Source organism: Acidovorax sp. GW821-FHT11A03, assembly GCF_058809075.1.
The window spans coordinates 1-13,588 of sequence record NZ_JBXASG010000011.1 but is presented as its reverse complement, the minus strand read 5'-3'; the positions used below and the strand labels follow the sequence as shown (position 1 = coordinate 13,588).

The following is a 13,588-nucleotide window of genomic DNA, read 5'->3' as shown; positions in this document are numbered from 1 at the left end:
AAACCCCTGCCAGCGCTTATCCATTCAGCACTTGTAGCTATCAAATTCATTGCATCATGGCATCCATCTCCCTTCGCAACATCATCAAGCGCTACGGCCATGGCCCCAAGGCCAACCAGGTGATCCACGGCGTGAACGCCGAGGTCCAGGACGGCGAGTTCATCGTCATCGTGGGCCCCTCGGGCTGCGGCAAATCCACCCTGCTGCGCATGGTCGCGGGCCTGGAGGAAATCTCCGGCGGCGAGCTTCGCATCGGCGACCGCGTGGTGAACAACCTGGAACCCGCCCAGCGTGACATCGCGATGGTGTTCCAGAACTACGCGCTGTACCCGCACATGACGAACTTCGACAACATGGCCTATGGCCTGAAGATCGCCAAGGTGCCCAAGGAGGAAATCAGGGCGCGCGTGGACAAGGCCGCCAAGATCCTCGAACTGGGCCATCTGCTCGAACGCAAGCCGCGCGAGCTGTCGGGCGGCCAGCGCCAGCGGGTGGCCATGGGCCGTGCCATCGTGCGCCAGCCCCAGGTGTTCCTGTTCGACGAGCCGCTGTCCAACCTGGACGCCAAGCTGCGCGCCCAGACCCGCCTCGAGATCCAGAAGCTGCACCGCGAACTGGGCATCACCAGCCTGTTCGTGACGCATGACCAGGTCGAGGCCATGACGCTGGCGCAGCGCATGATCGTGATGAACGCCGGCAACATGGAGCAGTTCGGCACGCCCGAAGAGGTCTACCACACGCCCGCCACCACCTTCGTGGCCAGCTTCATCGGCTCGCCGCCCATGAACCTGCTCAAGAACGCCCCCAGCGCCGCGCCCGGCACCATCCTGGGCATCCGCCCCGAGCACCTGGACGTGCGCAGCGAAGGTTGGGAAGTCAAGGTCGAGACGGTGGAGCTGCTGGGCGCCGAGCGCCTCATCTACGGCCGCATCCATGGCGACCAGATCATTGTGCGCGTGGAAGAAGGCACCCATGCGCCCGCGCCTGACTCGGTGATCCACGTGGTGCCGCGCCCAGACCGCCTGCATGCGTTCGACGCCACCACCGGAAAAAGAAAGTGACCCACCCCTGAGCGGCTTCGCCGCTTTCCCCTTCTCCCGGCTGCGCCGGAAAGGGGGACGACGCCGTCGCTGCGGGGCGGCCCTTGCTCGGGTCCGCGCGCGGTGCCGTGCCAGTGGCCACCGTGGCGTGGCACGCAAACCACGAGGCAAGATGACCATGTCTACTCCCTGGCCCTACCCCCGCTGGATCGCCCACCGTGGCGCCGGCAAGCTGGCCCCTGAAAACACCCTGGCCGCGTTCCGGCTGGGCGCCCGGCATGGCTACCGCATGTTCGAGTGCGACGCCAAGCTGAGTGCCGACGGCGTGCCATTCCTGATGCACGACGCCACGCTGGACCGCACCACCAACGCGGCGCAGGCGCTGGGCACCACCGCCAGCCGCACCGGGGGCGATCACCCCTGGAGCGCATTGGCCCAGCTGGACGCGGGCAGCTGGCATTCGCGCACCCACGCGGGCGAGCCGTTGCCCACCCTGGAGAACACGGCGCGCTATTGCATCGCCAACGGCTTCTTCCTGAACATCGAGATCAAGCCAACGCCCGGGGTCGAGGAAAAAACGGGCCGGGTGGTGGGGGAACATGCGGCGCGTCTGTGGCAGGGCCAGGCCGTGCAGCCCCTGTTCTCATCCTTCCAGCCCGACGCGCTGGCGGGCGCCCGGGCCACGGCCCCCCACATTCCGCGCGCGCTGCTGCTAGACACGTTGCGCGACGGCTGGCTGGACCTGGCCCGCCAGCTAGGCTGCGTGGCCATCGTGTGCAACCACGCACTGTGGGATGCGGCGCTGGTCGCGCAGGTCCACGGCGCGGGCCTGCGTGCGCTGAGCTACACGGTGAACGACGACTGGGCCGCGCAGCGGCTCCTCCACCTGGAAACCGACGGCATCATCACCGACCGCGTGGACTTTTTTTCGCCCGCCACGCCCTAGGGCCTGCCGTCGCCCCAACCCCGCCCCAAGGCCCGCGCCACCGTGGAACCGGCTTTGCCGGGCCACCGGTGGCATACCCCTTCCAGGGGGAAGGCGCGCAGCGCCTCAGGGGGTCAGTCCAATTTAGCGCCCGACTTCTTCACCGCGTCGGCCCAGCGCGGCATCTCTGCAGCCAGGAATTTCGCGAAGTCGTCCGACCCCAGGAAGGCTGGGTCCGCCCCCTGGGTCACCATGCGGTTGCGCACCTCGGGCATCTGCAGCACCTGGCCGAAGGCATCGCTGAGCTTGTTGACAACGTCCTTGGGTGTCCCGGCCGGAGCCAGGAAGCCGTAGAAGCCCACCACCTCGAAACCCTTGATGCCGCTCTCGATCACCGTGGGCACGTCAGGCAGCGCGGGGTTGCGCTCCTTGCTGGTCACGGCCAGGGCGCGCACCTTGCCCTGCTTGTGGTAGCTGGCGGCCTGCGGAATGCTTTCGGCCATGAACTGCACCTGGCCGCCCATGAGGTCCGTGAACGCGGGTGCGCTGCCCCGGTAGGGGATGTGCACCATGAACAGGCCGGTGGCCGTCTTGAACATCTCGGGCACCAGGTGGCTGATGCCGCCATTGCCCGCCGAGCCGAAGTTGACCTGGCCCGGCCGCGACTTGGCGTAGGCCATGAACTCCTGCAGGTTCTTGGCGGGCACGCCAGGGTTCACCAAAAGGGCCAGCGGCTGCATGGCGGTGCGCGCGATGGGCACAAAATCCTTGAGCGTGGAATACGGCAGGCGGCTGTAGAGCCCGGGGTTGATCACCATCACGCCCGTGTTGGCCAGCATGATGGTGTGGCCGTCGGGCGGCGCTTTCATCACGTCTTGCGCGCCCACGGTGCCACCCGCACCGGCCTTGTAGTCCACCACCACGGGCTGGCCCAGCACGGCCTGCAGCTTGTCGGTGAGCAAGCGTGCATGCTGGTCCAGCGGGCCGCCGGCCGGAAAGCCGATGACGATGCGCACGGGCTTGGAAGGAAAGGCCTGCTGGGCCTGCGCGGCCACCGACAGGGCGAGCCCCGCGGCCAGTACGGGCCAGGAATGCTTGAGCGTCATCGTGTTCTATCTCCAGGTTTTTGTGTTGTTGAGGATCGGGGAGTGTGCACCCGCCCCGCCCGGCGGCGGGTGCGGGGCATGGCACGGCATTGCGCGCGGGTGTGCGGCCGGTCAGGCCTTCCAGCCGCGCACCAGCACCCACTGGCAGGTGGCGCAGGCCACCACCAGCGCGGCATAGGTCAGCATACGGCCGTCGCGCCCCCACACCACCAGTCCGGCGGCCAGGGTTGCCACGCCCACGGTGAAGACGATCGCAAGGCGAGACCCGCCAGACAGCGGCAGGGGTGTTCTGGAGCCGATGAAGCGCCCCGACAAGGCAAGCAGCAGGGCCACGGCCGCGGCGGGTGCCACGAAGTTGAGCAGGTGATTGAAAACGTCCAGAGGACCCATGGAATTGACCCACATCAAGGCTTGAACAGGCAAGGCCGCCTGTTCGGGCCAACAATTTTATAATCGGGAACTATGGCAGTCTGGGCCCTCGGCATCAACCACACCACCGCGCCGCTCGATCTGCGCGGCCGGTTCGCGTTCGCGCTCGACCAGATCGCCCCCACATTGCACGGTTTGCGCCAGTCGCTGGGCACCTCCAGCCGCCACCCCGGGGTGGAAACGGCCATCATCTCCACCTGCAACCGCACCGAAATCTACTGCGCGGGCGAGCAGCCCGCCATGGACCACACGCTGGGCTGGCTGGCCCAGAGCGGCGGCGTGAGCCCCGCGCTGCTGCGCTCGCACTCCTACACGCTCGAGGACAGCCTGGTCGCGCGCCACGCCTTCCGAGTGGCCAGCGGGCTCGACTCGATGGTGCTGGGCGAGGCCCAGATCCTGGGCCAGATGAAGGATGCCGTGCGCGCCGCCGAGACCGCTGGCGCCCTGGGCACCACGCTCAACCAGCTCTTCCAGCGCAGCTTCGCCGTGGCCAAGGAGGTGCGCACCAGCACCGAAATCGGCGCGCACAGCATCAGCATGGCCGCCGCCGCCGTGCGCCTGGCCAGCCAGTTGTTCGAAGACCTCGGCAAGATCCGCGTGCTGTTCGTCGGCGCGGGCGAAATGATCGAGCTGTGCGCCACGCACTTCGCGGCCAAGAACCCCAAGCAGATCGCGATTGCCAACCGCACCCTCGAGCGCGGCGAAAAGCTCGCCACCCGCTTTGGCGGCGAGGTGATGCGCCTGGCCGACCTGCCCGAGCGCCTGCACGAGTTCGACGCCGTCATCAGCTGCACCGCCAGCAGCCTGCCCATCATCGGCCTGGGCGCCGTGGAGCGCGCGCTGAAAAAGCGCCGCCACCGCCCCATCTTCATGGTCGACCTGGCCGTGCCGCGCGACATCGAACCCGAGGTCAAGGCCCTGGGCGACGTGTACCTGTACACCGTGGACGACCTGGCCACCGTGGTGCAGACGGCCCAGGCCAACCGCCAGGCCGCCGTGGCGCAGGCCGAGGCCATCATCGACGCGGGCGTGCAGAGCTTCATGCACTGGATGGAGCTGCGCAGCCCGGCCGGCGAGACCGGCGGCGTGGTGCCGCTGATCCAGCAGCTCAACGCCCAGACCGACGAGTGGCGCGCCCTGGAGATCGCGCGCGCCAAGAAGCTGCTGGCCAAGGGCGAGGATGTGGACGCCGTGCTCGAAGCCCTCTCGCGTGGCCTCACACAGAAAATGCTGCACGGCACCCTGGCCGAGCTGCGCGCGGGCGACGCCGAGATGCGCGCCCAGACGGCCCAGACCGTCTCGCGCCTGTTCCTGCGCTCGCAAAGCAAGACCCCCCACAACGGCCTGTAGCGGCGCCCGCCCGCACCCCAGCCCGTTCCGATTTCAAGCCAAATCGGCCCTCAGCGCTTGATACACAAGCGCTAACAGCTACAAAATACGTAGCAACCCATTTCTCCAGGATTCCATGAAACCCTTTCTCCGAAGCCAGCTGGAGCGCTACGCGCAGCGCCTGGGCGAACTCGACTTCCTGCTCTCGCGCGAGGACATCATGAGCGACATGGCGCAGTACCGCACCATCTCGCGCGAGCATGCCGAGGTCACGCAGGTGGCGGGCCGCTACGCCCGCTACCAGCAGCGCGAGGCCGACCTGGCCGGCGCGCGCGAGATGCTGGCCGACCCCGACATGGCCGAGATGGCGCAGGAAGAAATCACCAGTGCCGAAGCCGAACTGCTGCAGCTGGAAGACGAATTGCAGCGCCTGCTGTTGCCGAAGGACCCCGACGACGCGCGCAATGCGTTCGTCGAAATCCGCGCCGGCACGGGCGGCGACGAATCGGCCCTGTTCGCGGGCGACCTCACGCGCATGTACACCCGCTACGCCGACCGCGTGGGCTGGAAGGTGGAGATCGTGAGCGAGAACGCGGCCGAGCTGGGGGGCTACAAGGAAATCGTGCTGCGCATCGAAGGCCAGCCTGGAACGGGCCCCTCCGGTAGCGGTGTCTACGGCACCCTCAAGTTCGAGTCCGGCGGCCACCGCGTGCAGCGCGTGCCCGCCACCGAAACACAGGGCCGCATCCACACCAGCGCCTGCACCGTGGCCGTGATGCCCGAGCCCGACGAGCACGAGGCCATCAAGCTCAACCCGGCCGACCTGCGCATCGACACCTTCCGCGCATCCGGCGCGGGCGGCCAGCACATCAACAAGACCGACTCCGCCGTGCGCGTGGTGCACTTGCCCACCGGCATCGTGGCCGAATGCCAGGACGGCCGCAGCCAGCACGCCAACAAGGCCAAGGCCCTGCAGGTGCTGCAGGCGCGCATTCAAGAAAAAGAACGCAGCGAGCGTGCCGCCAAGGAGGCCGCGCTGCGCAAGGGCCTGATCGGCAGCGGCGACCGCAGCGACCGCATCCGCACCTACAACTTCCCGCAGGGGCGCCTGACGGACCACCGCATCAACCTCACGCTGTACAAGCTGCTGTACGTGATGGAAGGCGACCTGGCCGACGTGCTGCAGGCCCTGGCCCACGCGCGCGAGGCCGAGCAGCTGGAAGAGCTGGAGATGGGCACCACGGGCTGATCTCCATCCAGGATTTGAATCAAACTGGCCTCTGGCGCTTGATGGACATGCGCCAGTAGCTATTAAAATAGTAGTGAACAACACCTCCCCCACCCTGGCCCAGGCTTTGGCCCAGGCCCGCACCCTGGGCCTGGAACGCATCGATGCGCAACTGCTGCTGCTGCACGCCCTGGCCCGGCCCGACGCCGGCCGCGCCTGGCTGCTGGCGCACGACACGGACGCGCTGGACGAGGCCGTGCACGCCCGGTTCATCGCCCTGTGCCAGCGCCGCGTGGCGGGCGAGCCCGTGGCCTACCTCACCGGCCGCAAGGAGTTCTACGGCCTGCCCCTGGAGGTGGATGCGCGCGTGCTGGACCCGCGCCCCGACACCGAAACGCTGGTGGACTGGGCGCTGGAGGTGATGGCCCCGTTGCCCGCCCCCCGCGTCGTGGACCTGGGCACCGGCAGCGGCGCCATCGCGCTGGCGCTGCAGCACCAGCGCCCCACCGCCCAGGTGCTGGCGGTGGACGCGAGCGCCGATGCGCTGGCCGTGGCGCAGGCCAACGCCCGGCGCCTGGACCTGGCCGTGCAGTTCCAGCCAGCGAACTGGCTGGCGGGCGTGCCGGGCCTGTTCGATGCCATCATCTCCAACCCCCCCTACATCGCCAGCGCCGACCCGCACCTGGCCGCGCTCAGGCACGAGCCCCTGCAGGCATTGGCCAGCGGCGCCGACGGGCTCGACGACATCCGCGCCATCGTGGCCCAGGCCCCCGCGCACCTGCGGCCCGGCGGCTGGCTGCTGCTGGAGCACGGGCACGACCAGGCCCCCGCCGTGCGGGCCCTGCTCGCCGCCACCGGTTTCATCCAGGTGCAAAGCCGCAACGATCTGGCCGGCATCGCGCGCTGCTCGGGCGGACAGTGGCCGACAGTGAAATAATCCCCCCATCGCGGGCCGGTGAGGCTCGCCCGCCTCTTTCAAGGAGTATCCCCATGAGCGACACCCAGCAACGCATCGACGCCCTCGTCAAATCCAGCGACATCCTGCTGTTCATGAAGGGCAGCGCCAGCTTCCCCATGTGCGGCTTCTCGGGCCGCGCCATCCAGATCCTGAAGGCCTGCGGCGTGGACCCCAAAGCCGTGGTCACCGTCAACGTGCTCGAGGACGACGAAATCCGCCAGGGCATCAAGGACTACAGCAACTGGCCCACGATTCCCCAGCTGTACGTGAAGGGCGAGTTCATCGGCGGCTCGGACATCATGATGGAGATGTACGAGTCGGGCGAACTCAAGCAGGTGCTGGGCACCGAAGGCTGACAGCGCCCCGCCGGCGCATCCCCTGCGAAAAGGCCGCCCCCGGGCGGCCTTTTGCTTGGCCGCAACAGCGGCACCATTCGGGGGCTTTTCCGATGCTGAAGCGGGCATGTTGTGTGCTTGAATGGTTGCGTGACCTCACATCACGAAGGAGCATGCAATGACCAGCCATAGCCTTGTTCCCCAGCCACCCGCCCTGCGCCTGCCGGTGGCCCAGATGCGCAGCGTGTTCCACCCCGGCGATGTCGAGCGCAAGCTCGCACGGCTGCAGGAGTCGGGCAACCAGCGCGAATACGAAACCCTGCGCACCGTCTACGAACGCATGCTGGAGCGCGGACCGGAGCGCTTTCAGGTCAAGCCGTCGGGCATCCCCGACATGGCCAGCCTGTACGGGCAGTTGCCCAACTTCACCGAGGTGCTGGACGACGTGAAGCGCCACGTGGCATTGGCGCAGGACAGCAGCGACGGCCTGGAGGTCACGCCCATGCTGCTGCTGGGCCCGCCCGGCATCGGCAAGACCCACTTCGCGCGCCATCTGGCCGAGTTGCTGGGCACCGGCATGAACCTGCTGCCCATGAGCTCCATGACCGCGGGCTGGCTGCTGTCGGGCTCGTCGGCGCAATGGAAGGGAGCGCGCCCGGGCAAGGTGTTCGAGGCCCTGGTGGAGGGCGAATACGCCAATCCCGTCATCGTCGTCGACGAAATCGACAAGGCCAGCACCGATGCGCAGTACGACCCCATGGGCGCGCTGTACAGCCTGCTGGAGCACGACACGGCGCAGAGCTTCACCGACGAGTTCGCCGAGATCCCCATCGACGCGAGCCAGGTCATCTGGATCACCACGGCCAATGATGAACGGGGCATTCCCGACCCCATCCTCAACCGCATGAATGTGTACCAGGTGCAGCCGCCCAACCAGGAACAGGCCCGCACCATCGCCCTGAACCTCTACCACGGCATCCGCGCGGGGCATGACTGGGGGCGGCGCCTCGACCCCGACCCCACGCCGGACGTACTGGACCAGCTGGCCCAGATGCCGCCGCGCGAGATGCGCCGCGCGCTCATGACCGGCTTCGGCAACGCGCGGCTCGCGCAGCGCAGCACCGTGGAGGTGTCGGACCTGCCGCGCGCCGCCAGCGCCAAGGGGCGCATGGGTTTCATGCAGTAGCCAGGGCACGCCGGCTGAAGTCGGCCAAGGCGCCCGCGCGGCGCGGGCCTCCTCCAGCCCCGGCAGCGTGGGCGCGCACTGGGGCGGCAGGCAGGCTGGCCGCTACACTTGTCCAAGGGGCTTGCCCAGCGCCCTGCCCGCCTTCGCCGTAGCCCGTCCCATGACCCTGTCCCAAAGCCTTTTCATCATCGGCCTGCTCATCGCGGCCAGCGCCTTTTTTTCGATGGCCGAGATTTCGCTCGCGGCGGCGCGCCGCCTGCGTTTGCGCCAGATGGCCGATGAGGGGGACGCGCGCGCTGACCGGGTGCTGCGCATGCAGGAGCAGCCCGGCGACTACTTCACGGTGGTGCAGGTGGGCCAGAACGCCGTGGCCATCCTCGGCGGTATCGTGGGCGAGGGAGCGCTGAGCCCCCATTTCAGCGCATTGTTCGGACTGTGGTTTTCGGAGCCGACCGCGCAGACCGCCGGCTTCCTCGCGTCGTTCCTGGTCATCACCTCGCTGTTCATCCTGTTTGCCGACCTGTTTCCCAAGCGCCTGGGCATGGCCGAGCCGGAGCGCCTGGTGGTGCGGCTGGCACAGCCCATGGCCTGGTGCATGACGCTGCTGCGCCCCGTGGTGTGGTTCTACAGCCGGGGGGCCGATGCGCTGTTCCGGGTGCTGGGCATGTCGTCCCTGCGCGATGACCGCATCACCTCGGACGACATCCTGGCGATGATGGAGGCGGGCGCGCGCGCCGGGGTGCTGGCGGCCCGCGAGCAGCAGGTCATCACCAACGTGTTCGAGCTGGATACGCGCACGGTGTCCAGCGCCATGTCGCCCCGCGACCGGATCGCCTTCTTCCTGCGCGACGAGCCCGACTCCGTCATCCGCCTGCGCATCGCGGCCGAGCCGTTTTCGACCTACCCCGTCTGCGAGGGCGATATCGACCACGTGGTGGGTTACGTGGACGCGAAGGATCTCTTCCAGCGCGTGCTGAATAACCAGCCCATCTCGCTGGCGGACGACAGCCTGGTGCGCAAGGTGCTGATCGTGCCCGACCGGCTCACCCTCTCGGAGGTGCTGGAGCAGTTCCGCCAGGTGCACGAGGACTTTGCCGTCATCGTCAACGAGTACAGCCTGGTGGTGGGCGTGGTGACCCTGAACGACGTGATGAGCACGGTGATGGGCGACCTGGTGGGCCCGGCGGACGAAGAGCAGATCGTGCGGCGCGACGAGAATTCATGGCTCATCGACGGAGTCACGCCGATCGAAGACGTGCTGCATGCGCTGTCGCTCGACGAATTGCCCCACGCGGAAGAATACGAGACGCTGGCCGGCTTCCTGATGGTGATGCTGCGCCGCGTACCGCGCCGCACGGACAGCGTGAGCTGGGGCGGCTACAAGTTCGAGGTGCTGGACGTGGACAGCTACCGCATCGACCAGGTGATGGTGTCCCGCCTGGGTGCGCCCCAGGCGGAAAGCCCTGCCGCGCCCCCTCCGGCGGACAGCACCGCGGCGCCTGTGAAGTAGGGATGCCTTCGCGGCCATGCCCGGATGGTCCCGTGCGCCACGGTGGCTGCCAGAGCGGCCGGCCATACCATGGATCAAATCGGGCTCCAACGCCCTCCGCATAAGCGCCAGAAGCTATAAAAATAGGAGCACCCGTATCCGTATCGGTGGCCGCTGCGCGGATTCCACCGGTCTGTCCTCCGGCGCCGGGCTGCGTCGGCACCAAGGCCGGGCGCCGCAGGGGGCCGCTTCAGGCTGCGGGCAGCTGAGGCTTCTCACCAAACAGCCAGTTGCGCTGGGCGCCAAACACCGCATCCGGGTAGGGCGAGCGCCCACGGCTGCCGTTGTAGCGGCCCAGCGCCATGAACAGGTCACCCCGCTCCCGGTCGATGTAGTGGCGAAGGATCACGCAGCCAAAGCGCAGATTGGTCTGCAGATGGAATAGCTTGCCCGCATCGCCGTCGCCGATCACGCGCGTCCAGAACGGCATGACCTGCATGTAGCCGCGAGCGCCCACGCTGGAGACGGCAAACTTGCGGAAGGCGCTTTCGACCTGGATCAGCCCCAGGACCAGGGAGACATCGAGCCCGGCGCGCTTGGATTCGTACCAGGCGGTCTGCAGGAAGTCGCGCCGGATCTCCCACTCGGGTTTGCGGCGGCGCAGCCGGTCACTCATGGTGCCCAGCCAGCGCAGGTAGTGGATGCGGGCCTCGGTGGTGAAGAACTCGGGTTCGGGCGGGGCCTGGTTGGCAATGGCCGAGCTCAGCGCCGTGCGCACGGAGTCCATCAGAGGCTCTTCGAGCTGGCCGCCCGCATGCGCCGCTGCAGGGGCCGCCAGCCACGCCCCGGGGGCGGACAGGGCGGCCAGGCATGCACGGCGGGACAGGCCGCCGCCCTCGGGCGTCCCCCCTGCCGCCAAAGCCAGCCGCGCCTCGCTCATACCGCCATGCGGCCCTTCACGTGGGCCAGGATGTCTGCCGTGGGCACCTTGGTGGCCGCCGTGTCACGGCGATGCTGGTATTCGACCACGCCCTCCTTGAGGCTCTTGTCGCCGATGGTCACGCGGTGCGGCACGCCGATCAGCTCCCAATCGGCGAACATGGCGCCAGGGCGCTCGCCACGGTCGTCCAGGATCACGTCCACGCCCGCGGCCAGCAGGTCCGCATACAGCGATTCGGCCGTGGCCTTGACGGCCTCGCTGCGGTCCATGCCGACGGGGCACACGACCACGGTGAACGGAGCGATGGCGTCGGGCCAGATGATGCCGCGCTCGTCATGGTTCTGCTCGATGGCGGCGGCGGGCAGGCGCGTGACGCCGATGCCATAGCAGCCCATCTCGAAGAAGGCTGGCTTGCCGTCGTCACCCAGGAAGGTGGCGTTCATGTCCTTGCTGTACTTGGTGCCCAGATAGAACACGTGGCCCACCTCGATGCCGCGTTCGATGGCCAGTTCGCCCTTGCCGTCGGGCGAGCGGTCGCCCGCCACCACGTTGCGCAGGTCGGCCACGGCATCGGGCTCGGGCAGGTCGCGGCCCCAGTTGACGCCGGTGATGTGGAAATCGGGCTCGTTGGCGCCGCAGATCCAGTCGGCCATGACGGCCACCTCGCGGTCCACCACGATCTTGAGGGGCTTCTTCAGGCCGATGGGGCCCAGGTAGCCGGGCTTGCAGCCAAAGTGGTCCTCGATTTCGGAGAGCGTGGCAAAGCGGAAACCCGCCATGCCCGGCACCTTGGCCACCTTGATCTCGTTCATGTCGTGATCGCCGCGCAGCAGCAGCAGCCAGACCTGGGTCTTGACGATCTCGCCCGCCTCATTGGTTTCGTCCGTGGCCAGGACCAGCGACTTCACGGTGGTCGCCAGTGGCACGCCAAGCAGCTCTGCCACGTCGGCGCAGGTGCTCTTGCCCGGCGTGGCCGTCTTGGTCAGCGCCCGCGTGGCAGCGCCGCGTGGACCGGCGGGGGCCAGGGCTTCGGCCTTTTCCATGTTGGCGGCGTAGTCGCTCGCCGGGCAGTAGACGATGGCGTCCTCGCCGGTGGCGGCGATCACCTGGAACTCTTCGGAGAGGTCGCCACCGATGGCGCCGCTGTCGGCCGCCACGGCGCGGTAGGTCAGGCCAAAGCGGTCAAAAATGCGGCGATAGGCCTGTGCCATGACCTGATAGCTGGCCTTGGCCGCCGCCTGGTCGCGGTCGAAGCTGTAGGCGTCCTTCATGACGAATTCACGCCCACGCATGAGGCCAAAGCGTGGGCGGCGCTCATCGCGGAACTTGGTCTGGATCTGGTAGAAGTTCTTGGGCAGCTGCTTGTAGCTCTTGAGCTCCTGGCGCGCGATGTCAGTGATCACTTCCTCGCTGGTGGGCTGCACCACGAAATCGCGGCCATGGCGGTCCTGGATGCGCAGCAACTCGGGGCCCATCTTGTCGAAACGGCCCGTTTCCTGCCACAGCTCGGCCGGCTGCACCACGGGCATGGTCAGCTCCACGGCCCCCGCGCGGTTCATCTCCTCGCGCACGATGGCCTCGACCTTGCGGATCACCCGCAGCCCCATGGGCATGTAGTTGTAGATGCCAGCGCCCAGCTTCTTGATCAGCCCCGCCCGCGTCATGAGTTTGTGGCTGACCACTTCGGCATCCGCCGGAGCTTCCTTGAGGGTGGAAATAAAGAATTGGGAGGCTTTCATCGGAATCGATTTCGGGCAGAACGGGGCAGCCCACTTGCTGCACGCTAGGCGCCGTGCATAATGGACATAGTTTAAAAATTTGGGGTTTGATTATGCTTGACCGGGACGGCTTTCGGCCGAACGTCGGCATCATCCTGCTCAACCAGAAAAACCAGGTGTTCTGGGGCAAGCGCATACGCACCCACAGCTGGCAGTTCCCGCAAGGCGGCATTGACCGGGGTGAAACCCCCGAACAGGCCATGTTCCGTGAACTGCATGAAGAAGTGGGATTATTGCCCAACCACGTGCGCGTGGTGGCCCGCACCCGGGACTGGTTGCGCTATGAGGTGCCTGACCGGTACATCCGCCGCGATGCACGCGGACACTACAAAGGCCAGAAACAAATCTGGTATCTGCTTCAACTGGTGGGCCACGACTGGGACCTGAACCTCCGTGCCACCAACCACCCGGAATTCGACGCCTGGCGCTGGAACGACTACTGGGTTCCTCTGGACGTGGTGGTCGAATTCAAGCGAGGCGTCTATGAGATGGCCCTCACGGAACTGGCGCGCTACCTGCCCCGCCACGAGCAGCGCAACCGCTACCTGCGCAGCGGCATGCGCACGCGCGAAGGGGAGCACGCGGGCACGATGTTCCGGACCGGGTCCATGCTGATCAATCCGGGAATGGAGCTCCCTCCGGGCGCCAGCTTCGATCCCGACCCGCAGAACAGTGTGCCGGGGGAGCTGGACGGCCTGCCCACGGTCACCACGCCGCGCTAGCTGTGATGTCTCAATAGGTTGTTCATCCGTCTCGGATTTGGGAAGCTGGTTACCAGGCCAAGCAACTCAAGTCAGGAGAGACGGATGAACAGTCATAAGCATGCCCGCTTGACGGCTGCGGGT

13 protein-coding genes are annotated in these 13,588 nt (G+C 67.4%); 9 read left to right on the top strand and 4 right to left on the bottom strand.

Translation table 11 applies throughout. From position 1 onward, the window contains the following. Positions 1-56 precede the first annotated feature (56 nt). Positions 57-1,061, top strand: a complete 1,005-nt coding sequence (ugpC, locus tag AC1RVY_RS24190; protein ID WP_492808638.1) for a sn-glycerol-3-phosphate ABC transporter ATP-binding protein UgpC — start codon at positions 57-59, stop codon at positions 1,059-1,061. A gap of 151 nt (positions 1,062-1,212) precedes the next feature. Then, entirely contained in the window at positions 1,213-1,986 is a 774-nt protein-coding gene (gene ugpQ / locus AC1RVY_RS24185) for a glycerophosphodiester phosphodiesterase (protein ID WP_218293489.1), read from the top strand. 113 nt (positions 1,987-2,099) lie between these two features. Here ugpQ and AC1RVY_RS24180 read toward each other — a convergent pair whose 3' ends face one another. Both AC1RVY_RS24180 and AC1RVY_RS24175 read right to left on the bottom strand, forming a co-directional pair. Next, on the bottom strand, positions 2,100-3,071 hold the full coding sequence (locus AC1RVY_RS24180; RefSeq protein WP_218293488.1) for a Bug family tripartite tricarboxylate transporter substrate binding protein: 972 nt from the start codon (positions 3,069-3,071) through the stop codon (positions 2,100-2,102). Between the two features lie 111 nt (positions 3,072-3,182). Beyond that, entirely contained in the window at positions 3,183-3,461 is a 279-nt protein-coding gene (locus AC1RVY_RS24175) for a hypothetical protein (protein WP_218340310.1), read from the bottom strand. A gap of 72 nt (positions 3,462-3,533) precedes the next feature. Here AC1RVY_RS24175 and hemA point away from each other — a divergent pair, with 72 nt between their 5' ends. The 6 genes from hemA to paeA all read left to right on the top strand — a co-directional run bounded on the left by hemA (position 3,534) and on the right by paeA (position 10,046). Further along, on the top strand, positions 3,534-4,850 hold the full coding sequence (gene hemA, locus AC1RVY_RS24170) for a glutamyl-tRNA reductase (RefSeq protein ID WP_218293486.1): 1,317 nt from the start codon (positions 3,534-3,536) through the stop codon (positions 4,848-4,850). 115 nt (positions 4,851-4,965) lie between these two features. Next, positions 4,966-6,078, top strand: coding sequence for a peptide chain release factor 1 (gene prfA / locus AC1RVY_RS24165; protein WP_218293485.1), 1,113 nt, complete (start codon positions 4,966-4,968; stop codon positions 6,076-6,078). 73 nt (positions 6,079-6,151) lie between these two features. After that, complete coding sequence (gene prmC, locus AC1RVY_RS24160; protein ID WP_492808636.1) at positions 6,152-6,994, top strand: peptide chain release factor N(5)-glutamine methyltransferase; 843 nt, start codon at positions 6,152-6,154, stop codon at positions 6,992-6,994. Between the two features lie 53 nt (positions 6,995-7,047). Beyond that, positions 7,048-7,371: a Grx4 family monothiol glutaredoxin gene (gene grxD, locus AC1RVY_RS24155; protein WP_218293483.1), complete on the top strand. Its 324-nt coding sequence runs from the start codon at positions 7,048-7,050 to the stop codon at positions 7,369-7,371. A gap of 157 nt (positions 7,372-7,528) precedes the next feature. Next, positions 7,529-8,536, top strand: a complete 1,008-nt coding sequence (locus AC1RVY_RS24150; RefSeq protein ID WP_369641668.1) for an AAA family ATPase — start codon at positions 7,529-7,531, stop codon at positions 8,534-8,536. Positions 8,537-8,696: 160 nt separating this feature from the next. Next, positions 8,697-10,046 (top strand): polyamine export protein PaeA, encoded by a 1,350-nt coding sequence (gene paeA, locus AC1RVY_RS24145; protein WP_369641667.1) that lies wholly within the window; start codon positions 8,697-8,699, stop codon positions 10,044-10,046. Between the two features lie 229 nt (positions 10,047-10,275). On the opposite strand, the gene AC1RVY_RS24140 is transcribed toward paeA, so the two are convergent. Both AC1RVY_RS24140 and AC1RVY_RS24135 read right to left on the bottom strand, forming a co-directional pair. Further along, a complete protein-coding gene (locus tag AC1RVY_RS24140; RefSeq protein WP_492808633.1) occupies positions 10,276-10,965 on the bottom strand; it encodes a lytic transglycosylase domain-containing protein in 690 nt (229 codons plus the stop codon). Further along, on the bottom strand, positions 10,962-12,704 hold the full coding sequence (locus tag AC1RVY_RS24135) for a proline--tRNA ligase (protein ID WP_492808631.1): 1,743 nt from the start codon (positions 12,702-12,704) through the stop codon (positions 10,962-10,964). The genes AC1RVY_RS24140 and AC1RVY_RS24135 overlap by 4 nt, the downstream gene beginning before the upstream one ends. 92 nt (positions 12,705-12,796) lie before the next feature. Between AC1RVY_RS24135 and AC1RVY_RS24130 the strand changes: the two genes are divergently transcribed. Further along, positions 12,797-13,465, top strand: a complete 669-nt coding sequence (locus AC1RVY_RS24130; protein ID WP_218293477.1) for an RNA pyrophosphohydrolase — start codon at positions 12,797-12,799, stop codon at positions 13,463-13,465. Positions 13,466-13,588 lie beyond the last annotated feature (123 nt).

Excerpts from the sequence above, each read along its gene's own strand:
- grxD (WP_218293483.1), top strand. The coding sequence starts at position 7,048 with ATGAGCGACACCCAGCAACGCATCGACGCCCTCGTCAAATCCAGCGAC.
- AC1RVY_RS24140 (WP_492808633.1), bottom strand. The coding sequence starts at position 10,965 with ATGAGCGAGGCGCGGCTGGCTTTGGCGGCAGGGGGGACGCCCGAGGGC.
- ugpQ (WP_218293489.1), top strand. The coding sequence starts at position 1,213 with ATGACCATGTCTACTCCCTGGCCCTACCCCCGCTGGATCGCCCACCGT.
- ugpC (WP_492808638.1), top strand. The coding sequence starts at position 57 with ATGGCATCCATCTCCCTTCGCAACATCATCAAGCGCTACGGCCATGGC.
- AC1RVY_RS24180 (WP_218293488.1), bottom strand. The coding sequence starts at position 3,071 with ATGACGCTCAAGCATTCCTGGCCCGTACTGGCCGCGGGGCTCGCCCTG.
- prfA (WP_218293485.1), top strand. The coding sequence starts at position 4,966 with ATGAAACCCTTTCTCCGAAGCCAGCTGGAGCGCTACGCGCAGCGCCTG.
- paeA (WP_369641667.1), top strand. The coding sequence starts at position 8,697 with ATGACCCTGTCCCAAAGCCTTTTCATCATCGGCCTGCTCATCGCGGCC.
- hemA (WP_218293486.1), top strand. The coding sequence starts at position 3,534 with ATGGCAGTCTGGGCCCTCGGCATCAACCACACCACCGCGCCGCTCGAT.
- AC1RVY_RS24135 (WP_492808631.1), bottom strand. The coding sequence starts at position 12,704 with ATGAAAGCCTCCCAATTCTTTATTTCCACCCTCAAGGAAGCTCCGGCG.
- AC1RVY_RS24130 (WP_218293477.1), top strand. The coding sequence starts at position 12,797 with ATGCTTGACCGGGACGGCTTTCGGCCGAACGTCGGCATCATCCTGCTC.
- AC1RVY_RS24150 (WP_369641668.1), top strand. The coding sequence starts at position 7,529 with ATGACCAGCCATAGCCTTGTTCCCCAGCCACCCGCCCTGCGCCTGCCG.
- AC1RVY_RS24175 (WP_218340310.1), bottom strand. The coding sequence starts at position 3,461 with ATGGGTCCTCTGGACGTTTTCAATCACCTGCTCAACTTCGTGGCACCC.